The sequence below is a fragment of the Alteribacter lacisalsi genome (genome assembly GCF_003226345.1).
In the GTDB taxonomy this organism is placed as follows: domain Bacteria; phylum Bacillota; class Bacilli; order Bacillales; family Salisediminibacteriaceae; genus Alteribacter; species Alteribacter lacisalsi.
Genome location: NZ_PDOF01000003.1, coordinates 244822 through 266977 on the forward strand (window position 1 = coordinate 244822; position 22156 = coordinate 266977).

19 protein-coding genes are annotated in these 22156 nt (G+C 50.5%); 4 read left to right on the forward strand and 15 right to left on the reverse strand.

What is annotated here, in order from left to right; genetic code table 11:
* Positions 1–428 precede the first annotated feature (428 nt).
* Positions 429–695 (forward strand): hypothetical protein, encoded by a 267-nt coding sequence (locus CR205_RS16100; protein ID WP_110521170.1) that lies wholly within the window; start codon positions 429–431, stop codon positions 693–695.
* A 199-nt stretch (positions 696–894) separates the two neighbouring features.
* On the opposite strand, the gene CR205_RS16105 is transcribed toward CR205_RS16100, so the two are convergent.
* The 4 genes from CR205_RS16105 to CR205_RS16120 all read right to left on the reverse strand — a co-directional run bounded on the left by CR205_RS16105 (position 895) and on the right by CR205_RS16120 (position 5997).
* Positions 895–3129 carry a TRAP transporter permease gene (locus CR205_RS16105; protein ID WP_110521171.1) on the reverse strand — a complete coding sequence of 745 codons (2235 nt, stop codon included), beginning with the start codon at positions 3127–3129 and terminating at the stop codon, positions 895–897.
* 51 nt (positions 3130–3180) lie between these two features.
* Positions 3181–3687 carry a DUF1850 domain-containing protein gene (locus CR205_RS16110; RefSeq protein WP_110521172.1) on the reverse strand — a complete coding sequence of 169 codons (507 nt, stop codon included), beginning with the start codon at positions 3685–3687 and terminating at the stop codon, positions 3181–3183.
* A 57-nt stretch (positions 3688–3744) separates the two neighbouring features.
* Entirely contained in the window at positions 3745–4767 is a 1023-nt protein-coding gene (locus tag CR205_RS16115) for a TAXI family TRAP transporter solute-binding subunit (RefSeq protein ID WP_110521173.1), read from the reverse strand.
* 189 nt (positions 4768–4956) lie between these two features.
* Positions 4957–5997 carry an NAD(P)H-dependent amine dehydrogenase family protein gene (locus tag CR205_RS16120; protein ID WP_110521174.1) on the reverse strand — a complete coding sequence of 347 codons (1041 nt, stop codon included), beginning with the start codon at positions 5995–5997 and terminating at the stop codon, positions 4957–4959.
* 225 nt (positions 5998–6222) lie between these two features.
* Between CR205_RS16120 and CR205_RS16125 the strand changes: the two genes are divergently transcribed.
* The gene (locus CR205_RS16125; RefSeq protein WP_161524811.1) at positions 6223–7152 is read left to right on the forward strand and encodes a LysR family transcriptional regulator; all 930 of its coding nucleotides are present in this window, start codon (positions 6223–6225) and stop codon (positions 7150–7152) included.
* Between the two features lie 136 nt (positions 7153–7288).
* Here CR205_RS16125 and ggt read toward each other — a convergent pair whose 3' ends face one another.
* Entirely contained in the window at positions 7289–9079 is a 1791-nt protein-coding gene (ggt, locus tag CR205_RS16130) for a gamma-glutamyltransferase (RefSeq protein WP_110521176.1), read from the reverse strand.
* Positions 9080–9691: 612 nt separating this feature from the next.
* Here ggt and CR205_RS20340 point away from each other — a divergent pair.
* Complete coding sequence (locus CR205_RS20340; protein WP_161524812.1) at positions 9692–9850, forward strand: hypothetical protein; 159 nt, start codon at positions 9692–9694, stop codon at positions 9848–9850.
* Positions 9851–9916: 66 nt separating this feature from the next.
* Here CR205_RS20340 and CR205_RS16135 read toward each other — a convergent pair whose 3' ends face one another.
* On the reverse strand, positions 9917–10861 hold the full coding sequence (locus CR205_RS16135; RefSeq protein WP_110521177.1) for an AEC family transporter: 945 nt from the start codon (positions 10859–10861) through the stop codon (positions 9917–9919).
* 443 nt (positions 10862–11304) lie between these two features.
* Between CR205_RS16135 and CR205_RS16140 the strand changes: the two genes are divergently transcribed.
* Positions 11305–12063: a hypothetical protein gene (locus CR205_RS16140; RefSeq protein WP_110521178.1), complete on the forward strand. Its 759-nt coding sequence runs from the start codon at positions 11305–11307 to the stop codon at positions 12061–12063.
* A 44-nt stretch (positions 12064–12107) separates the two neighbouring features.
* Here CR205_RS16140 and CR205_RS16145 read toward each other — a convergent pair whose 3' ends face one another.
* The 9 genes from CR205_RS16145 to CR205_RS16185 form a co-directional block, all read right to left on the reverse strand.
* The gene (locus CR205_RS16145; protein ID WP_110521179.1) at positions 12108–13520 is read right to left on the reverse strand and encodes a lipopolysaccharide biosynthesis protein; all 1413 of its coding nucleotides are present in this window, start codon (positions 13518–13520) and stop codon (positions 12108–12110) included.
* A 295-nt stretch (positions 13521–13815) separates the two neighbouring features.
* Positions 13816–14961, reverse strand: coding sequence for a glycosyltransferase (locus CR205_RS16150; RefSeq protein WP_110521180.1), 1146 nt, complete (start codon positions 14959–14961; stop codon positions 13816–13818).
* Entirely contained in the window at positions 14958–15848 is an 891-nt protein-coding gene (locus CR205_RS16155; protein WP_161524813.1) for a glycosyltransferase, read from the reverse strand. Before CR205_RS16155 ends, CR205_RS16150 begins: the two co-directional genes overlap by 4 nt.
* A 14-nt stretch (positions 15849–15862) precedes the next feature.
* Positions 15863–17104 (reverse strand): TolB-like translocation protein, encoded by a 1242-nt coding sequence (locus CR205_RS16160; RefSeq protein ID WP_110521182.1) that lies wholly within the window; start codon positions 17102–17104, stop codon positions 15863–15865.
* Positions 17105–18217: a glycosyltransferase gene (locus tag CR205_RS16165; protein ID WP_161524814.1), complete on the reverse strand. Its 1113-nt coding sequence runs from the start codon at positions 18215–18217 to the stop codon at positions 17105–17107. It lies immediately after the preceding gene.
* A gap of 16 nt (positions 18218–18233) precedes the next feature.
* Positions 18234–19364 (reverse strand): O-antigen ligase family protein, encoded by a 1131-nt coding sequence (locus tag CR205_RS16170; RefSeq protein ID WP_142669905.1) that lies wholly within the window; start codon positions 19362–19364, stop codon positions 18234–18236.
* 98 nt (positions 19365–19462) lie between these two features.
* The gene (locus CR205_RS16175; protein WP_110521185.1) at positions 19463–20377 is read right to left on the reverse strand and encodes a glycosyltransferase family 2 protein; all 915 of its coding nucleotides are present in this window, start codon (positions 20375–20377) and stop codon (positions 19463–19465) included.
* A 16-nt stretch (positions 20378–20393) separates the two neighbouring features.
* Positions 20394–21068, reverse strand: coding sequence for a sugar transferase (locus CR205_RS16180; RefSeq protein ID WP_407923584.1), 675 nt, complete (start codon positions 21066–21068; stop codon positions 20394–20396).
* Positions 21069–21130: 62 nt separating this feature from the next.
* Positions 21131–22147, reverse strand: coding sequence for an NAD-dependent epimerase (locus CR205_RS16185; RefSeq protein WP_110521186.1), 1017 nt, complete (start codon positions 22145–22147; stop codon positions 21131–21133).
* Positions 22148–22156: the final 9 nt, after the last annotated feature.

Consider the following 22156-nt stretch of genomic DNA (forward strand, 5'->3'; position numbering starts at 1 on the left):
TGAATTGTTTTTATTTTATCAGAAAGAACGCTTCAGGGCTAATTATCTGACGATTCTGCCGCGACAGACCCCACCTTGCGCTATTCATAGTCAAAAAGCATCAATAAAATATAATATTTTTACATATTAAAGAAGGAATTAGTCGGTTAAAGGAGAATAGTTAAAAAAAGACACCTACTTTCCTCCCTTGCATTACGTCTCCTTCACACGTGCCTGCCCGACTCCCATCCTTCAATTTCAATTTAAACTTTCATTACCTTAAACAAACACAAAAAGTCCTATTAAGATTATCAGGATCCCCCCATTAGGACCACACATATGAAAGATCGACAAGACTATTCCACCGATTGTGTCGAAAACTGTTTGAAAAAGACGAAAAGTGACATAGTATAGCTATGGGAGAACGAAAACATACTGAGGTGTCATAGATGTTTAAACTTTTCAAGGCCAGTCCTTTAAATGAAAAAGAATACGTTCAATGTCCGAACTGCCGCTCCATACACAAAGACAGCAAGTGGAACGAAATTGCAGTAGCTACATACGGACCCGACAGCCCGGATGTTAAGGAAGCTGCCCGAAATAAGGCAGTCTCGTTTCCGTTCCAATGTCCCACATGCTATATGGGTTTTTCCGCATGGAAGCTTACCCTGCTTGATAAAGATGAAATAGAAAAGCTGAAACCACGCAGGCTCTGAGAGCCTGCGTGGTTTTTGTAAACACTCTTTTCGGAAACATCATTTTTCGCGCGATCGGCAGCCTAAATAACACAGCAGTTTGTTTATAAGCACAGCTTCACGCAGGAAGTGAGACTTCTGCGGCAGTGAAGAGCGTTTACATCTCGATTAAGCTCCGATTTGCTTCGACAGAGCCAGCTTCGGCAGTTAAAATGGAATCCTATTCTGTGACTGGAGTGTCCTGCTTCTCTTTCTCTTTTCTGCCTCGGATGAACTGGGAGGTAAAGAGAATAGCCACAATACCAATTCCGATCAGGTCGGAAATCCAGTGGTGGTTGATCAGGACAAGAGCGGCAATAAGAGCTGCCCAGCGCTCAAACCAGTAATACTTAAGCACAAACCATCCCTGAATCACAGAAGCAAAGGCAATGATTCCGACAAGTGCTGTAAAGATATTTACCGCTACGATCGTCCACGATGCATCTGTCAGAAGAAGGATAATCGGGTTCGTCGCAAAGGCAAACGGAAGCAGAAGTGCCCCGGAATCATACTTAAAGCCCTGTACACCGGTCCGGACCGGTTCAGCATTGGCAATCCCTGCAGTAGCGTATGCCGGCAGGTTGATCGGCGGCGTGTCGTCCGCAAGCACCCCGTAGTAAAGAACGAACAGGTGAGCCGCAAGAATTGGAACACCCAGGTCTACAAGGGCCGGTGCCACCATCGCAGCAAGAATAACGTACGTAGCCGTGGTCGGGAGGCCGAGTCCAAGAATCAGACAGGCAATAACCGTCAGGATCAGGGCAAAGTACAGCTGCGTATTTTCAAACGTCATGAACGCCGGAATAATATCCGCCAGCGTGCCGGAGAAGCTGATAATCATGTTCGAGAGCTTCAGCGACAGTCCTGTCAGGTTGACAACCCCGATCAGAATACCTGCTGTTGCAGTCGCAACAATGACAGAAAGAGAGTTTCTTGCTGCCAGTTCAAGACCGCGCACGAGCTGTGGCATGCCGTATTTGACAGGAGCCGACTCGACTTTCAGTCCCTTCTGGGCCACCGCAAATAGAGCGGCTATAACTAAGCTCAGAACGACAAGAATCGGAATTTCATCACGCCACTGAATCTCACGAGGCGTAAAGTTGTTCAGGAACACGAGTATATACTGCAGACTGAAAGCAAACGCCATCAGAAGCACAGCATACAGCAGACTTCGTCCGAGACGCTCCTTGAAGCGGTGGGCGAAGAACGCCATAATCAGAATCACGACGATCGCGAAGAAGGCCGCATTCGGTACGGTAAACCGCTGTACAAGGAAGTAGATGAGCACGAAAACCGGCAGAATCAGATATCCCTGCTGCAGCAGCAGTCTCCTCGCCGATACGAGCTCGCTTTTTTTCAGTCCGCTGATGTTGTATTTGGACGCTTCAAAGTGAACCATCAGCAGGATCGCCACATAACTGAGAATCGCCGGAATCATGGCACTGCGGATGATCTCCACATAGGCAATTCCCGTATACTCGATCATCAGGAAGGCTGCCGCACCCATAATCGGCGGCAGAAACTGTCCGCTCGAGGAGGCCGCAACTTCAATTCCCCCTGCTGTGTGCGGACGGAAGCCGACCCGCTTCATAAGAGGAATGGTAAACGTTCCTGTTGTTACGGCGTTGGCTGTGGAACTCCCGGATATACTTCCGAGCATACCACTGGCGACAACGGCTGCTTTGGCCGGTCCGCCTTTATAGCGTCCGAACGCACGAAGCGCCAGATCGATAAACATTTTACCTGCACCGGTGGACTCGAGAATCGCACCGAACAAAATAAAGATAAATACATAAGTAGCCGAAACACTAAGGGGAGTACCGAATATCCCCGCTGTGGTATAACCCATTTCATAGAAGAAACGATCAAAGTCGGTTCGTGTATGTCTGAGGATTCCCGGCATGAACTCTCCGAGAAAGTAATACGCAATAAAACAGGCCGCAATGATGACAAGCGGTTTACCGACGACCCGGCGCGTGGCTTCCAGCACGAGGGCAATCAGTGCCACACTGATAAAGATGTCAAAGTCTGTCGGGCGTGCACTCAGAATCGCCTGGGACTGCTGGTTCTGGATAATGTATATACCCACAAACAACACAGCACCAGCCAGCACTAAATCATACCAGGGTACCTTCGTCTGTCCCAGTCCCTTTTTGATCGGATAAAGGATAAACACGAGTGTCAGTCCCATCATCAGATGAAAAAGAAGGTGTGTACGGGTACCTACCTGCAAGCCGAATCCGGCCGTATAAAAATGATAAATGGACAAAGTAAGGGCCAGAACCATAAAGAGCAGCCCCCATTTGCCTCTCAGCACCCGGTCACTTGACTGGAGTTCCAGTGCCTGAGACTTCGCCTGGGGATCTGCCGGAGTGGACTTGGGGTCCTGCCTGTCCGGCGGTTCATTTGTACTCATCATTTACGCTCCTTTCTAAGATGTACTTTTCACACTTTCATTTCAGATCATTCAGGTAAAAAAATAACCGATCCGTTCCCGGATGGTCAGCAGTCTGACCTCAATCTTAATATGAGTGCGCTTAAACGGAGGCTCCGTAAGATCGGCCTCCTTTTCGTTAAAATGAAACGTATGGGGATAAAGGTGTGATGGAATCATCTGGAGTTCGTCAAGCGGACTGTAAATATCCCTCGTGACGTACCAGCCGTCAATGACTTCCATATTACCTTTATCTTCGTAAGGCAGACCGGCTCCAAATGAACGGGTCCAGCTTTCCATTGTATACATCTGTCCGTCAGAGCCAAGTTTGAATTTTTCAATCACTTTTGATTTCTGGACCGAATGAATGTATTCGTGATGAAACCATTCTTCCTCTTCAATCGGCTCCTGCCATAGTATTTCCCCGGTCTTGGCTTCTGTAATTTCCAGCACTCGTTCCGGGGCAGCAATAAACAGAGCCGCAGCTGCAGCGGCGGTCAGGATCAGCAGCGCAACGAGAATATAAACAGACTGTTTCATTTCATGCTAGTGAAAAAGGCACTGCTTTGCAGCAATGCCTCTTCACCAGTTCTTTTCCTACTGCTCATCAAAGTAACGCTGGGCACCCGGGTGAAGCTCGATGGACATACCGTCCTGAGCTGTTTCAAGAGAGATGTCCCCACCACGTGCGTGCGTTCCTTCGATCACATCAAGATTCTCGAATAATGCGCGAGTCATTTCGTATACCTGATCTTCAGGCAGGTCGTTGCTTGCAATCAGCATCGCCTGAACCGCTACCGTAGTCGCTTCGTCTGTACCGTACGTATCACCCTCAACCGTGTACTCTGTGTAGTAAGGATACTCGGAAGTAAGGTTTTCGATTGCATCATCGCTGATGTTTACGATCGTAATGTCGCGGTTGGCCTGGAGGGACTCGATCGCACCTGTTGGTGTACCGGCAGTAATGAATGCCGCATCGATGTTGCCATCCTGGATTCCACCTGCTGCATCACCGAAATCCATGTACTCCTGGTTGATGTCTTCGTACGTAATACCGTGAGCTTCAAGAATCTGGCTTGCGTTCGCTTCTGTACCGGACCCCTGGTCACCGACAGCCACACGCTGGCCTGCAAGATCTTCTACTGATTCAATTCCGCTGTCTGCCATGGCTACAATCTGAACCACTTCCGGATAAAGCGTCGCGATCCCGGAGAAGTTGTCAAGGGACTCATCAAACATGATCATCCCTTCCTGTCCGAAATATGCGATATCGTTCTGAACAAGGGCAAGTTCACCCATTCCGTCCTGAATATCGTTAATGTTTACAACCGATGCACCAGTCGATACACCACTTGCAGAAACGTCGTCTACGTTATCACTGATAATCTGCGCCATCGCGCCGCCAAGCGGGAAGTAAACACCCTGTTCTCCGCCTGTAAGGACAGTAACATCAGAAATCCAGTCAGCTGCTGCTTCCTCACCGTCTCCGTTGTCATCCCCTGTTTCTTCTGTCTGATCGTCATCGCCGTCTGCGTCGCCGCCGTTATCATCGGCATCGCCGCACGCTGCAATCACAAGCATCATGGCCAGAAGCATAACTAAAAACGAATACTTCTTCATGTGTAGTTCCCCCTATTAAATAGTAGATTATAATAACAGGCAGAAAACTGCCTATCATCCGAAATGGAAATGCAGGATAAGTATGTCACAATGAGTCATAATCTGCTAGACTTTCAATTAAATTATAGCCACTTTTATATTTAATAACAACTATTAATCATTTGCCACAGGAAAAAAAGGGAAGTTTTTTCATTGTGTTCCGCCGGCCATTCCGACTCCCGCCCGGGCTCGAATGTTTCTCGGTAAAGGCAGGTCTGCCATGGTAAACAGGCCGGCTCCGTCATGTCCGCCCACGACCTTCGCCATGTTCAAAGCCATCGCCGCTGTCGCTGTGTCACCGAACACCCCGTTTGGAATCACAAGTTCAAGTGCTTCTCCTCCGCCGATTTTCACCCGGTCTTCCTGCTCGGCACCTGCTGCCATCGTCAGTTCGAGTGTGATGGTTCGTCCGTCTGCTGATTCAGCCAGCACAACCTGATGCTGCCCGCAGACCATCCCTTTTTCAATCCGCCCGGAGGTCAGGGTAAGCGCTTCCTGTGCCACGACCGGTTTTATCGTGTTCTTCACGCTGACCAGATCCATGCCGAGGCCGTATGCGATCAGCCGTGCTGACTCTTCAAGCCCCACATGACCGATGGCATCCTTTTCAGCCAGTGCTTCGAACTCGCCAACGGTCATCCCGCAGCCGACTTTTTTCTGCAGAGGCACCCTCCGGCGCGACACGTCCACTTTCCGTTCCGCCTTTACATCACCGACCTCATTAACCACAGACGTTATACAGAGCGTCATTGTATCCATTACAAAACCGGGATTCACACCTGTTCCAAGAACGGCAAGTCCTTTCGATTTTGCATATGCATCGATCTCTTCAGACAGGGCAGGGTAACGATGCCACGGATACGAGAGCTCCTCGCAGGTGGAGACGACAGAGTATCCGTGATCGAGCAGATCTTTAATCTGCGGCCAAATCCGCTTCAGGTTTGATCCTGTGCAGTGGACCGCCACTCTTGGTGACTCTTCTTCAGAGTGGGGGGGCATCTCCTGAATGGTACTGACAACCGGTGTTTCCGTGCTGCCGGTCCCGGCAAGTTCCCCGACATCTTTTCCGGTATATTCCGGGTTAATATCCACCGCACCGGCCAGAGTAAGTCCGTGCACATCCACCGCTTTTCTGATCACTTCAAGTCCAATGGGTCCGAGTCCAAATTGAAGCAGTTTAATTCCGCTCATGAAACCCTCTCCTTTTTTATGTTCTGCTACGACCGTACCACCCGGATCCACTTAATGGGAAATAGGTATTTGTTATATATTCATAATCTCTCATTATGAATTAACCTGAGTCAGGCACGATTTATACAGGTCTTTCTCCACTGTTGTAGTTTCAGAATTGTTTTTATAATGGTGGGTAATAGATTACAGGAATGTTTTACCTGTTTACGAGGAGGATTTTACTGCATGAACTTACAGGCACTCCGCTATTTTCTCGAGGTTGCCCGCTGTCTCAACTTTAGTAAGGCTGCGAAAAACCTGCATATCTCCCAGCCCGGGCTGAGCCAGCAGATTCACGCTTTGGAAGAGCAGTTCAATTTCAAGCTCCTCACCAGAACCACCCGCACAGTCAAACTGACGAAAGAAGGAATGTTCCTTTATAAAAAGCTGCAGCCTTCGTTTGAAACGATTGAGCAGACCCTCATGGACATCCAGGAACACGGTACAATTCCACAGAAGAACATTTCTATCGCTGCCGTTCCATCCGCTGCCAGCAACTGGGTGCCGGCCCTTCTGCCCGGCCTGCGCGCAAAATTCAGCGACGTTGAATTCTACATCCAGGAAACTTCGTCCAAACGGGTCATTGAGCTCGTTCGAAGCCGCGAAAGCGATGTAGGCCTCTTTCGGACCTCTTCCACCTTGGGTGAGACCCAGGAAGAGTCAACCAGTATTTTCGAAATTTCCCGTCACCCTGTCCTTCTCGTTGTTTCCGCTTCTCACCCCCTGGCTGCACAGGATAGTGTCAACCTTAGTGAAATGAGCGGCGAAACGTTTCTTCATTATGATCCGGAAACATCTCCCTCCCTTCATGGAGTTTTAGAACAGGCCTGCCGGACAGCCGGATTCGTTCCGCGGACGATGGGCATTGGTCCGGAAATGCTGACAATCAGCAACCTGATTGCAAGCGGAATCGGCATCACGCTGATGCCGGCTGACATGATCGACCTGCTTCCCGGCGATAAAATAAAAGGCATCCGGATTGAAGGACAGGAACTGTACAGCTCCATCTCAGCAGTCTGGAATACATCCAATTTCATTCCTCCTGTCACGCAGTTTGCACTGGAGCTTTTGAAAGAAGCATCCGGGGCGTTTCCAGCGGCTGTAAGCGGCAGATAATAAAGGTGTTCAGCATGGTGAACAGCCCCTGCTGAACACCCGGCAGATCACCCTTCCGTAGCGGACACACCCTCTGCCTTTTCATGAAAGACACATAAAAAACCGGTGCCATTTTGGCACCGGTTTTTAATATTGCCTACCTGTTACCTCCACCGCCGCGGTTACCCGGACGGTTAATGCCGATGGCCGCACCGTCACGGCGCTCATCGGCCACGCCGTAAAATTCACCTATATCATAATCAATCTGCAGTGCCTGCACGTTTCCGACAAGGTTTGGACTTGACTGCAGACGGTGGCCGAGCGCTGTCATTTCTGCTCTAACATCTGCCGGTACACCTTCCTCCCACCATGTTTCGGTGGTATGCGTATTGTAAATACGAGGTTCCGCAACTGCTTCTTCAAGATCCATACCGTACTCGGCAATGTTCAGGAATACCTGAAGCACAGCTGTAATAATCCGGGGACCACCAGGTGAACCGAGTGTGGCCACCGGCTTCCCGTCTTCATCAAGAATCATTGTTGGTGTCATGCTGCTGAGCGGACGCTTGTTCGGCTCCACCTGGTTCGCTCCGCCAGGTACCGCATCAAAGTCTGTCAGCTCGTTGTTCAGAAGCAGTCCGTACCCGTCTACCATAATGCCGGATCCGAACACCTGCTCAATCGTGCTTGTGTAGGATACAACGTTGCCCCAGCGGTCAGCGACCGTAAAGTGGGTCGTTTCACCTGGGTTGTTGTCTACGTCATGAGCGCCGGCTTCCACATCGTAGTCAGGGTCGCCGTTCTCATAAGCCCACGGGTCGCCCGGTTCAATATCTTCCATCACGGAATCCAATGAAATCAGATCGCGTCTTTCCGCGATATAGTCCGGATGCAGCAGCCCGTTCACCGGCACATCAACAAACTCTGGGTCTCCTGCGTATGCCGCCCGGTCTGCATAGGCCAGTCTCATCGTTTCAGAGAGCAGATGGTACTTTTCAAATGAACGTACATCGTACTGTCCAAGATCAAAGTCTTCAAGAATCTTAAGCATCTGAATCAGGAACGTTCCGCCAGAACTCGGAGGCGGCATGCTTGCAATAGAGAAATCTTTATAGTTACCATATACCGGCTCATCAATAGACAGTTCATAGTTTGCAAGATCTTCAGACGTCATGCTGCCGCCGAATTCCTGTACGGTTTCGGCAATCGCATCAGCGATTTCACCATAATAGAAAACATCGGCTCCGTGTGAGCGGATTCTCTTCAGTGTATCAGCCAGGTCCGCCTGAACGAGAACATCGCCTTCCTGCACCGGTTCGCCATCAGGTAAAAACACATCGGCTGCAGGTGTCAGTGACAGTTTTTCTTCATTACTTACAATGGCCGATGCAAGCTGGGCATCGACTTCAAACCCTTTCTGGGCCAGTTGGACTGCCGGTGTGATCAGCTGCTGACGCGGGCGGGATCCCCAACGGTCAAGCGCTTCTTCCAGCCCTTTAAGTGTTCCCGGGACACCAACTGCGTTACCGTGACGAACCCGCTCCTGGAACGGAATAGGATTCCCATTTTCATCAAGGAACATATCCGGCTCGGCACCTGCCGGGGCACGTTCTCTGCTGTTTACGATCGTAACATCATCTTCATCGGCGTCATAAACCATCATGAAGCCGCCGCCGCCAATCCCGGACATCATCGGCTCAACGACATTTAAGGCATACTGGATCGCGACCGCTGCGTCTACCGCGTTCCCTCCGCGGTTAAGCACGTCAGCACCTACCTGTGATGCTATCGGATGTGAAGTGGAGACCATTCCGTCCGTACCGGTCGCCACGTTATCTACATCACCGTCATAGTTTCTCGCTTCAGCGTGAAACGGCGTGGCAAAAAGCAGTGCTGCCGCCGTAATGGCCGTGACGGCTTTTGTCAGGCCTTTCTTTTTCAGTTTCATCCTTCTTCCTCCCTCATGGTGGTGTAAGTCTTGAAAACTTGCAAAAAGACAGGTCCTGCCCCCTTCCCTTATGTACAGAATAATCTGACTACTAAATAATCGTAGCACCATTTTTTCTGACATAGTTATACATTTTTCTGATGAATCCATAAGGAATGCTTATATACCAGCCGTTTGTCCTATATTCACTCATGTTTTCTCTGTTCGGAAGATCTTTAATATCCTGTTTATCATCCCTTGTACCTGTCCAGAGCATATTTCCACATGAAAACAGGAGAATAGAAATATGCTTACAGCCCTGCCATGTTTTTCTGCACGGTCTCCCGGCTGGTCCCGTTAATCAAGCAGGAGTATAGACCTTCCTTTTCCCAGATATCGGGCACTTCAAGGTACATTGAACCAGACTATAAAACAGTCTTACGGTTCATTCTATGCTTCTTTTGTTTGTATGGACAAAACTTAGGGCACAGGTACGTATAATAGAAGGAGAACATCGTTACGGGAAGGGCAATGCCGCTGAAAAACTGTGACGCAAAGCCAGCGGGGCTAACGCATAAACCAGGCAGAACAGCTGCTACACTCTATCGTACGAAAAAACAGGGAGGTTTAATGATGAGACAACTGTTCCATGAACTAATGGTCAATCTCCACCTTCACTTTTATAATCGATGCAGTGACTCAGAGCCGGCTAAACGGAGCCGTCTGATCAAAAAAGCGTTCTTTCATCAGGATAAACTTCTCGAACTCAAGCTTGAAAAACACACTACATGAATTTTTATATCACAATACATCACGAAAGCGCCGGTCCCATCTTAAGGTACCGGCGCTTGATTTGTATCAGCCTCCGAGCCATACCGCTGCCCAGGCAACGAGCGGGATCGTGGCAAGGGAAAGAATGGTCGTAAAAGCAATCGTGACAACAGCTGTCTCTTCATCACCCGTATATCTTGGAAACAGGATTGCCGAGAGAGTAATCGTCGGCATTGCGGCAAGGATGACGATAATGCTCTGCAGAAAGGAATCAAGCGGAAGCGCAAAGACGATCAGTATCGTCAAAGCGGGAATCGCAAGCAGACGGATCAAGATCGGGAACCAGATCTGGCGGTACACACGAAAACCGACCTCTTTAAAATGGACTTGAAGCATCATGCCGATATAAAGCATAGCCAGCGGTGCAGCAAGACCAGATAGAAGCGCTGTCAGCTGCTGTAGAAACGCAGGCGGCTCAAATCCCGTGACGACAGAAGTGAGCCCCGCCACTACAGCAATGAGCGGCAGGTTGATCACTGCTTTCAAATTCCTTAGTTTAAACCCTGCTCCTGCTCCGGATTGGATCATAAGAATCCCGACACTGAATAAAATCAGATCCAGTCCCGCATCAAAAATGGCGGCAAGCAGTCCTCCGGTCGGACCAAAAATCGTTGCACACAGGGGAATACCAATGAAACCGGTATTTCCAAGCGCTGCGAGCAGCGTCATTTTCCTGGCAAACAAGGAGCGAAATCCTATAAGACGGGCAAAACCCCAGGCAAAAACAAGAGCTGCCAGATGAAACACGAGTGAAATGAAGAAGATCGCGATCGCCTGTTGGAAGAGCTGATCAGTTACATCGGTGTTGAACACCCCGTTCAGTACAATGGATGGAACGGCAATATTTAAGACGATCAGAATCATCGCCTGTTTTACATCAGCAGTCACCGGAACCTTCGCAGCAAAAAGGGCGCCGATGGCGATCATTACACCCATTACAGAAATTGATGTGATAACAACAGTAATATCCATTTATGTCAGTACCCTTCTGCCGAAATATCAGTCATGTAAGTTTACCCTGTGAACGTACTTCTGTTAACCCTCTTCGTAAAGAAAGTCCGTATTGCTTTGCAATTGAGCGCATTGCCCAGCATACAGAATAGCCGGCTGAACTGCGATGGTTATGGGGTTTCCGGTTGTATCGGGCGGCGATATGCTTGATTACGCCAGCTTCACAGGGTCTTGATTAGGCGATTCGACATAAGTGAGTGAATGAATGGGGAAATAACAACGAAATGGAACATTTCCCGGGAAAGTGTCACATTTCCCCGCTTTAATTAAACGTTTATTTAACTGCAGGAAATGTGTCAGCAACCGTCTCTACCGCCTTTAATCAGACAATTTAACCAATCACTCCTCCAGAGGCGGCACTCATGCTATACTGTTTGTAAACTTGCAAAAACGGAGGTTCAGACATGAAACGAAAAAGCGGTGTACTTGCAGTAGTTCTCAGTTCAGCCATCGTACTCCCCGGATGCGGCCTGTTCGGTGATTCAGGGGACGAACCTGCTGAGACAGCTCCGGAAACACCTGAGGAAGATGGAGCAGACGAGGACTACATAGACGAAGAGGAAACTGAAGATGAGGAAGAGATTATGGAAGAAGATCCTGAGCAGGAAGCTGAAGAAGATGCTCCTGTGAACGGGCCAATTGTGGATGAGGATATCGAAGAAAAAATAGAAGAAGAAGTGAACGGCTCAGAAGAAGACAGCACAGATGAAGACGAAGAAGCTCAGGAAGAGGAAGACGGAGCTGAAGAAAGTAATGATGACGCGTCAGAAGAGGACAGCTTCTTCGGTTATACGAGCGAAGAGTTCGGTTTTTCAGTTGAATTCCCCGAGCACTGGGACGGACTGATCGAGTACGATGAAGAAGCCTTCGGCGGCCAGATGGAAGGTGCGCTTAACGTGTCTTATGTGCCTAATTCCGAAATTGACCAGCCATTCTTTTCAATCATCGTACTGCCTGAGGACATGGGTGAAGACTACCTGGCTGAAACCCCGTGGATTTTTCTTACCTCTTCTGATGAATACAATTACGCCTATACCCTCGCAGCCGAGCCTGTAGAAGCTATAATGGAACCTGAAAACGAGGAACAACTCCAGGAATTTCAGTCCATGATGAACAATGACCTGCCGGAAATGTTCGGCACATTTACACTTACAAAAGAGTAGAAAAAAGAGTCCGGGCTTTCTGTCCCGGACTTTTTTGGTGCAGTTTATCTATTTCGAAGCAGGACGAGCCACTCTTTCCTGTATATACCTGCTACCAGCACGAAGGATACCACGCCAGTTCCAATCTTCCAGGTCAGCCCAGGATCCAAAAGGGCATAAAGAGCCAGCAGGAGAACGATGAACGTGGAGACCGCTAGCCGCCCAAGTCCGTAATTCACATGAAAATAAGTAAGGGAAATGGCTGTTCTCAGCCCCAGAAAGACCATATAGGAAATTCCGGTTGCAACTGCCGCACCTGTGCCTCCGTACTGGGGAACAAGAAGCCAGTTCCCTACCGCATTCACAGCACAGGCTGTCCCTGTGATCGCAATATGCCATTTTACTTTCTTATAGAAGTTGATTCCGATTACCGTCGTCTCGGAAATGGTGTACATGACTGGCACGAATACGAGAAAGGCCAGCATCGAGCTTGCAGCGGCATATTCGCTTCCGAGAAGGCGGATTAATGAATCGTTGAATGTAATTAATATGATGGCGACACAGAGCATCGCAAAAGCGGCTATTCTGGACACCCTTCCATAGAACGCACGTTCTCCAGGATTCTTTTCGAACGTTTCATATGCCACCGGCGTCCAGAAATTCGCAAACGCTACCTTTAAAATGGTTAAAAGGGCAACAATTTTAAAAGACGCCGCGTACAGACCGAGTTCCTCAAAATCAGCCCATTGCCTGAGTGCGAGCTTGTCTATCCCTTCAAAAAGCCACGCAACCACAGCCGTGATGACCAGCGGATAGCTGTACCTGATAATGTCGGTACCACTGTGCCTGCCTTCTGTTTCTTTTCCATTGCCGGGGTGCCAGTACGGCCATTGCCCGGCCACCAGAATCATAACGAGGATACTGTAACTTAGTACAGTGGCAAAAATAATAATTTCAAATGTGGGACCAAACACAAAATACAGACCGGCGATCCCGATGAGGATAAAAAGCCGGTTGAGCATTTCATTTATGCTGAACAGGTGTCCCTTCTGCTGCATCCGGATCACGAGTTTACCGAACACGTAAAGCACCTGAACGACCAGTCCGGCTGCCAGTGCTGCAAAAATGGCAGTGCTGTATTCCCCAAATAAAAAGAGAGACAACGGCTCGCGGAAAAGCACAAGAAGCCCAAGTGCAGGCAAAAGAAAGAACCCTGCCACCTTCAGACACCGGTACAGCAGAGCACCTCGTTTTTGTTTTTCCTCTTCATAAAAAAAGCGCACGAAGGCCTGATCGGTGCCGAATACGGAGAAAATGACCGCCAGCCCGATGAAAAGTGTAAACATGGACGCTTTGCCGAATTCATCCGGGAGCAGCAGCCGTGTCGTGAGCATCGTAGTAATAAATCCGATGCCTGCAGCCACTGCGCCTCCATAGGAAAACGATAAAAATTTTCTGATCAGCCTGTTTGTCAGCATACTATCCCAATTCCCATTTCCGTCGTGAGTCGTTTAATCTGTAACGTTGGATAAGCTTAAATCAAGATATTCCGCTACAGGCGGACGCTTTCCGCGGGCATCACCTCAGCCTCCTCGGGAAATACACCCTCCGGGGTCTTCAGTTGATGCTATTCCCGCTGGAGGCGCCGCCTTTCGCTCCATAATTTATCTGGTCTATAGCAACAATCTATACGAACAAAGCCTTAATCTAATTTCTCTTCACTATGTATACGCCAAAGCAGCAGGAAATCCCTCCTCCTCTGACGGCGCGGCACTACGTGGCTTTTTTTCCGCCAGCCCGGTAGGTACTGATCACGTGCTCGTAGAATGCTGTCTTTCTTTTTTCGTAAACCGCTCCGGAGAACCGCTCCAGTACGAGCTGACGGATCGTACTGCGGTTATAAGTACCGCTCGTGCGGATCATCTTTTCAAGGGCTGCGGCAAGCTTCTGCTCCGAATGGCCGCACAGAATCCCTATCTCCTTTGTGACATATTCTTCGGGCCCTCCTGATTTTGTGGAGACCACCGGGAGACCGCAGCTCATTCCTTCAACGATTGCCACCCCGAATGTTTCCACCCGGCTTGCGGACACGAAAAAATCGGACCGGTTAAGAACGGCTGGGAGCTTATCATTGGGCACCGCTCCTTTAAAGCGTACTGCCTTACTGATGCCATACGTTTTACAGAGACGCTGCAGTGCCAGCCTGTCAGGTCCGTCACCAACAATGTCACAGGTAAATAAATGTCCCTTTTCCTCAAGTCTCCTGAGTGCACCAAGAAGAAGGCGAATGCCTTTTTTATCTTTTTCATCGAGCACTCCGACTGAGATCATGTGGGGAAAGGGCCCGGGGACGCGCCTTGCCGGTGAGAACCGCTCTGTGTCTACGATGTTGGGGATGACCTGAATCGTCCTTTTCGTGTGCTTTTGCATCCTTCCTGCAAGAAATTCACTGACGGCTGTTATTTCCGCTGCTCCTTCATAGGCCCGGCGGATTTTCGGACCGAAGTATGCATGCTTCATTTTTTTCCCTACGTATGAGGCGTGTTCCGACAGGACGAAAGGAATCCCGAGACTTGTGCACTGGCGGAATGCAAGCCAGCTGTAAAAATCACAGAAGTGCGTTTCCAGCAGATCAGGTTTGCCGTCCTTAAGTACACTTTTTAATAACCGGTTCACCATATATTCAGTATAGAAAAAACGGACACGGCTGATTCCAAGATCTTTCACCATCAGGGTGATCACACGGTAGCCATCAGCCTGTTCCGTTACCACCGTATTTTTATTGGGACGCTCCCGGCTTACGGTTACGACCGTTACATGGAACCGGTGCTTCAGTGCTTCCACCCGGTGCCGGATATAGGAAAACGCAGCCGGGTCTTTCTCAGACGGAAACTCGGAAAAAATAAAAACCTTCCTCATTTAATATGCGCCTCCTTTGCCGTCTTACCTGCCTCCTTTCCGGCGATCACCTTCACTTTTTTCCTGGAATGCCGCGGATCGACTTTTGACCGAATTGACACGAGCATTGGTTTTAAAAACCCCGGCATGAGCCCAAGACACAGGGCAACTGAGACAGAAGCGGCGCGCACAGGAAGGCCGAGGCCGAGACGTTTTGTCCCGTGCCATCGGATGCGGGCATCAAGCATCCGGTAACGCAGTCCCCGTTTCGCACCGTGACCGGGAACGACGCGGTAATAAAGAAGCGGATCCCGGAGGTTATGCACGTGAAGTCCTTCGCTTTGGGCACGGAACCAGAGCTCATAGTCCTGGACGTTGCGGTACGTTTCGTTGTAGCCGCCGAGATGGATGATATCCCTCGTCCGCATCATCACGGTAGGATGAACAAGTGGATTTGCAAACGGCATCACACTGCCGATTTTTTCAGGGTCAGTTGGCACATCGCGGTGCTGCCGTATATTTTCATCTTCGTCAATATCGATAGCATGAGATCCGAGAATCGAGCATTCCGGATGATTATTCAGGTACCGCACCTGTTTTTTCAGCCGTCCGGGATGCATCAGATCATCTGCATCCATTCTGGCCGTATAGGAGGTTTTACACGTATCCAGAAGTTCATTCAGTGTGGAAGTGAGACCACGGTTATGACGGTGGACCCGAATGAGACGGAATCTGGAATCTTTTTCAGTCCACTGCTTCAGGATTCTGACGGTTCCGTCACTAGACCCGTCATCAATGATATGAACACGGAATTTCCGGAGTGTCTGCCGGGAAATGCTTGACAGACAGGATTCCAGATACTTTTCAGCATTATAGGTTGCGAGTATGACTGTCACCTGCTCGTTCATTCGGTCCACTCCTCTCATAAAATGCCGGCCAGATCAACAACGAAGCTTTCTCTTTTTCCAGTGTGGGCTGAGTCGATGGAAATCTTCGTCCCGCACGGACTCCAGCGCGGATGCAGATCGCACCGTGCCCCTCCCGTAAAGGAAGGCGGCGAAAAAAAGCTCCCTGCACGTACGAGGCAGTGTGTTTCGGTATCATACAGCAGCAGGTGCTGCTGGCGTGCTTTATCAGGGTACGTATCGGTAATCACCCATCTCCCGCACGGCGAAAATGACGGATGCCCGTCTCCGTACTGGTCAAGTATCCCTTCCCCGAGAACTTGGACAATCCCGGTTTCAGCATAAACGAAATAATACCGGTCTCCCTTTTTCGATGTTCTGCCCCACACGATCAGGCTGTCGTCATCCTGCCAGGTAAAGTGGGATACCATCCGGTCGTCAAAAAGAAGTTTCAGAGCTGTGCCGTCATGCCTGCACGTATACAGTCTGGAGAATCGTCCTTCAGAACCTGTCCACCGGTGTACAAAGGCGATCCTGTCTCCTTTTGGGGATGGGATCACATGATTCACGTGATGAACCGCACCTTTCATAGAAGCAGCCGGCTCGTGTACGGAGAGCTGTGCCAGTGAAACGATCAGTTCAAACGATTCGCTGTTAAGGGGATGCTTCCAGATTCCGTCTGATGCCAAATCCATATCACGGTTCCCTGCTGCAGCTTCATAGCCGTATTCCTTTGTTTCAGCAAATACTCGTGCATAGTTGATCCCGTATACTGCATTCCTGCTGTACGCCTGAAGAGGCACAACGCACTGCTCTTTTTTTCCCGTTCTGACATCCGCTATTTCCGTGACAAGCCGTCCCTCGCTTCTCGACACATAGGCAAGGCGGTCATCATCCATCCAGACAGTCATCGCTCCCTGCTGCCTGTTCCACGCTTCCGTCCGGGCGATAAGCTTTAGACCGCCGCCGGGTTCGGTTACGATAATGTCGGCTTTCTGATCCCGGATAATACGGTGAAATACCATCCTGCTCATGGAAGGATTCCACGGGGAGCGGTCAAAATAACCGGCAAACAGACCGGCCCCCTCTTCTGCGGCAGGGGTCACCTTTACATCAGGCGCAGACCAATATGTAAATCCTTTTTCACGATGCCGTACGTACTGCACGCGCTGGTAAACCAGCTTAAGTGCTTTTTTCACTCGTGGAAAGGCGTCCAGCCGCTTCGCTGCCATGCGCTCTTTTACTCCGTACTGTGCCATTTAACCACAACCCTCTATAATTTCGAGATATTTCGTCTGATAGCGCTCACTCATGCGACCCGCGCTCAAATGCACATCAATCAGGCGCCGCGGTGCGCCGGCTCTCGCTTCTTTGGCCGCCTCCAGCTCTAGGAGCGCCCGGCAGATTTCCCCCGTATTTCCCGGCTCGACTAAAACTCCGGCATCCGGTCCCAAACGGAGGATTTCCTCGTGGGGACCGATCCGGGACAGACAGACCGGAAGTCCCGCAGCCATCGCTTCAAGCACCGTATTCGGGAGGCCTTCCGACAAACTGACCGATACAAAAACATCCGAGGCAGTGAGGCAGGCTGCGACTTTACTGGTCTGACCGGTAAAAACAATCCGGTTATCGCTTATGGACCGCGCTTCACAGTCTTTTCGCAGCGGGCCGTCCCCGACCATGAGCAGCACCCGATCCTCTCCTGGAATTTCCATAAACGCATCGATCAGCCTTAGCGGATCCTTTCTCTTAATGAGTGACCCCACGCTTACGAACACGATCGCATCTTCAGGAAGCCCCAAATTTCTCCGGGCCTTCTTACGCTGATCGTCTGTCGGCACCTCGTAAAGCGCTGCGTTCACACCATTTTGGATAGATGAGAGGAAAAGGCCGATGTCTTTTTCCCGGAAACAGCGGGCCAGGGTTTCCGAGCAGGCTACCGGATGCGGGATGCGCCTGACTGCCTGTACATGCTGCCGGGCCATGATTCGTCCCTTCAAAGGACCGAATTTCATCAGGTAGTCCTCGTGAGGATCGTTTCGTACCGTACAGATATGATTGGGAAGTCTTAAGGAAGCGACCAGGCTGTCGGCCCGGATTCCCTGTGTATGGACAGCATCGGGCTGAAATTCTGTAATGTACTGACCAAGTCTTTTTTTACCGGAAAGCAGGCTTTCCACCCGGCTCAGGCCGAGGGTGTGGACCTCGATTCCGGAAGCTTCAAACCGGCCGATCAGGGAATCCTCGGGCTCCTTTGAGAGTGTCAGCACCTGCGCCCTGAAATGCCCGGACAGGTTCGTGATGAGATTGTGCAGCTGGCCGGTCGGTCCGGAACGGCCGAGCGTGGACACAACATACAGTACGGTATACATTTCCCATGCCTCCTTTCTACGTCTGCGGCACACCGCTGGTCTGATTTTGAATGCTTTCGCTGTGCACCTTCTGTCTGTTTTTTTCCTGCTGGTAGAAAAGCAGCAAAATCGCAACGGCGAACCAGAACTCCCGGACCCGGAATACGTCATTGCTCAGTGACATTACGTAAAACCCGATGATGCCGATCGCAAACGGGTTGGCAAACGCACGCCCGGATCTGACCCTTGAGAAAAGGAATATGGTGAGGGCCAGCAGGAGCAGAATCCCGAAAATCCCGTTTTCGTAGGCAAAATTCAGGTAGCCGTTATGCACATAATTTGTAATACCGGCCTCGCTGTAGGTATGAAACTGATTGCCGCCAACGCCGAAAAAAATAAACGCAGGCTGGCTCATGACGAGGTGAAACCCCTGCTCCCACAGGTAAAACCGTCCTTCCCTGATCGTGAAATCAAAATCCGTCAGCCGGGCAAAAAGCGGGTGCACACCTGTGCCTGGCGCCATCTGCCTGAAAAAGACTGCGGTTATTACGGCAAGGGCCGGCACGGAGGCAAGTACAGCCATTTTCTTTTTCGTGAGCGGTCTTAGTGCCAGCAGTCCCCATATAGCGTACATGCTTCCAACAGAGATCCAAGTCCCTCTGGACATGGTAAGGACAGCTGTCACGGTGAATACCGCCAGCATGATGGCAAGCAATTTCTTCTTTCCATTTCTTTTCAGCAGCACAGCCGCAGCAGCTAGGCTCATTAGAAGCGACATGCCGTAGTAATTGGGGTTGCCGAACAAACCGGTGCTTCTCACAGACACACTGTCGATGGAAACAAACAGCGTCTGTGTACCTCCCGTAAGGTAAAATCCGTACGCAGCCAGGCTGATCACCGCTACTGAAAATGTGAGTGTCAAGTAGGTCCAAAGCAGCCGGTTCATCGACGCTTCGGTCCGAATGGATAACAAAAGAAGCAGGACGAGCAGCACACCCATATAGTAATCCTTCAGATAAGTCATAACCCGGTAGGCATCATTGGCGTACAAAAAGCCGATTGCGGTGACAATCGTCATGCCGATCGTCCAGAACGCCAGTGAGGCGTGCATCCGGCTGAAGGTGATGCGGCGCCTGTGAACAAAAAGAAACATGAAAAACGTCAGCACAAACAATCCTTCAACCAGAACCGGCGGCAGGAACTCCCTGAAAACAAGGAGCAGGCAGATCCAGGTAATCAGGAGCCCCGGAATCCGGTTTTTCCCGTTCAGATGGTCGATTGTACTCCCCTCCTGCCTCCGTATCTTTTCACCCGCGCAACAATGAAAAACGGGACTAAAAAGGTGACATCCTTTTTATGCACCCGAAGCAGGTTGGCTTTCAGAGCCCACCAGAGCGCCCTTAAGTAGCTCGTCTTTCTGACGGCGACTGCCACTGCTCTGTATCGTGAAGCGAGCATCCGTTTATAATCCTGCCGGCTCAGTTCAGACAGGCTGGCTTTATATTTTTCCAGAAGAATCTTCAACGCCTTCCGGTGGTTATCACTTTTCCCGCTCACCTGCCTGTTCGCACGGGAAACCGTGTAGCGGAGCCGGCATCCTCCGTCGTGCCTCACTCTTGTAATCCGGCAGCACCGGATCCACAAATCAAAGTCCTGCATCGCCGGAAACCGTTCATCAAAACCGCCGGCGATCAGGAAAACATGGCGCCTTACCGCCGCTGAAGACGTGGGACCGATGACGTTGCCAAAGAATATGGAAGGAAAGAGCCGTCCTTCCTTTTCCGGCCAGACGCGTGAAATGACCCGTTCCCTGTCGTCGTCATACACCCGCATCCGCCCGGTATACACGAGCCCGGTCCCTTCATCCTGCTCGAAAATGGCCATCTGGGCTTCGATTTTATCAGGCTCCCACGTATCGTCGTCGTCAAGAAACATCAGCACGTCCCCCGATGCCATTTCAGCTCCTTTATTTCTTGCTGCACACCCGCCTTGCGGTCGGGAGAAACGGGTCATCCGAAACGGAACAAATACCGGGATGGCAGGTTCCAGCACATCATCGGAGCCATCGTCCACGAGAATAATTTCATCAGGAAGGCGGGTCTGGCAGAGCACACTGGAAAGCGCCTCTTTTACCTGCTTCGGGCGATTATGTGTCGTTATGATAACCGAAAGCCTGGTCATACCGGTTCCTCCTTCCCTACCTCGCCCCGCTGCCGGTGATCACCACTTTACATGTGAGCAGAAGTGTTTTTGCATCAAGTCTGAGTGACTGGTTGTTTATGTACTCCCGGTCGTACTTGAGTTTTTGCCGTGGTGTTACGTCGTACCCGCCATTTACCTGGGCCCATCCGGTGAGTCCCGGCTTGACTGCCAGCCGGTCTGTGAAACCTGGAATTTCCTCGCTGAACTGCTTTGTAAAAAACGGCCGCTCCGGACGGGGTCCCACCATGCTCATATCACCGATCAGCACGTTGTACAGCTGCGGCAGTTCGTCAATCCGCGTTTTACGTATCCACGCACCGGCACGTGTCACCCGCGGGTCGTTCACCTTCGTCCACCGCACACCGTTCTTCTCTGCTGTCTGGACCATCGAACGCAGCTTGTATATCCGAAAGGTCTCCCCCCGCCACCCGACCCGGACCTGTGAAAAAAAGACCGGACCGGGCGTGTCTAATTTAATGACGATTGCGGCAGCGAGAAGTACAGGAAAGGCAATCACAAGGCCGATCAATGCCAGCAGGATATCCATGATCCGTTTCGCCAGGTGATAGCCTTTTTTGCCGCCGGCAGGAAAGAACATTGTCTGGTATGAGGACGCGGCCTGTTTTTTGTTCTGGTTCACGGGCTCATGACGTGCCTTTTCCGGTTCCATCAACGGTCGATCCCTCCTTCAGTGCGGCTGCGTGTGCTGGTGTGGTGGTTATTAATGTACGTTTATGTAAGTACCGGCGGCGTTTTCCTACTGTGATATGTCAGGTACCATCTGGTAAAGTGCTCGAGACCTTCTTTTATACCTGTTTTCGGTGTGTAGCCTGTCACTGCCGTGAGATCTGCCGTATCAGAAAAGGTGCGCATCACATCTCCCTTTTGAAATGGCACATACGTTTTCACTGCTTTTTTCCCGAGACATTCTTCAAGGGTTTCGATGAATCTCATGAGTTTGACGGGCTGCGAGTTCCCGATGTTGTACACACGGAATGGTGCAGCGGCTCTGTCAGGTGCATTGTTTCTGCCGCCTTTTTCCGGCGGGTGGCTGATGAGCCGCACGAGCGGTTCCACGATGTCATCGATATACGTGAAGTCCCGCTCGAGGCGACCTTCATTAAAGATGCGGATCGGCTGTCCGCTCATGATTTTTTCAGCAAAGGAGAAGTAGGCCATATCCGGACGCCCGTAGGGTCCGTAGACAGTGAAAAAGCGAAGACCCGAAGTGGGGATGCCGTAGAGGTGACTGTACGTGTGGGCCATCAGTTCGTTGGAGCGTTTTGTTGCTGCATACAGGCTGACCGGGTGGTCCACCGGATCTGAAGAAGAAAACGGGATCGATTCGTTGTTCCCGTATACCGAGCTTGACGAGGCATAGAGAAGGTGCCGGACCGGGTGATGCCGGCACGCTTCGAGTATGTTCAGGAAACCGGAAATGTTGGACTCGATGTAGGCTTCCGGATTTTCAAGGCTGTATCTCACACCGGCCTGGGCGCCGAGATGGATGACCACATCATGATTACGAGAGGTGAACGCTTCATTCAGGGCATCCCGGTCAGAAAGGTCAGCCCGGTAAAACCTGAATCCGGGATATACCTGGAGCCGGGCAAGCCGGTCCTGCTTCAGCCTGAGATCGTAATAGCTGTTCATGTTATCCAGCCCGGTAACGTTGCACCCGTTTCTGAGCAGGCGCTCAGCCGTATGCATGCCAATAAAACCGGCCGCTCCTGTAACAAATACGTTCATCCAATCCCT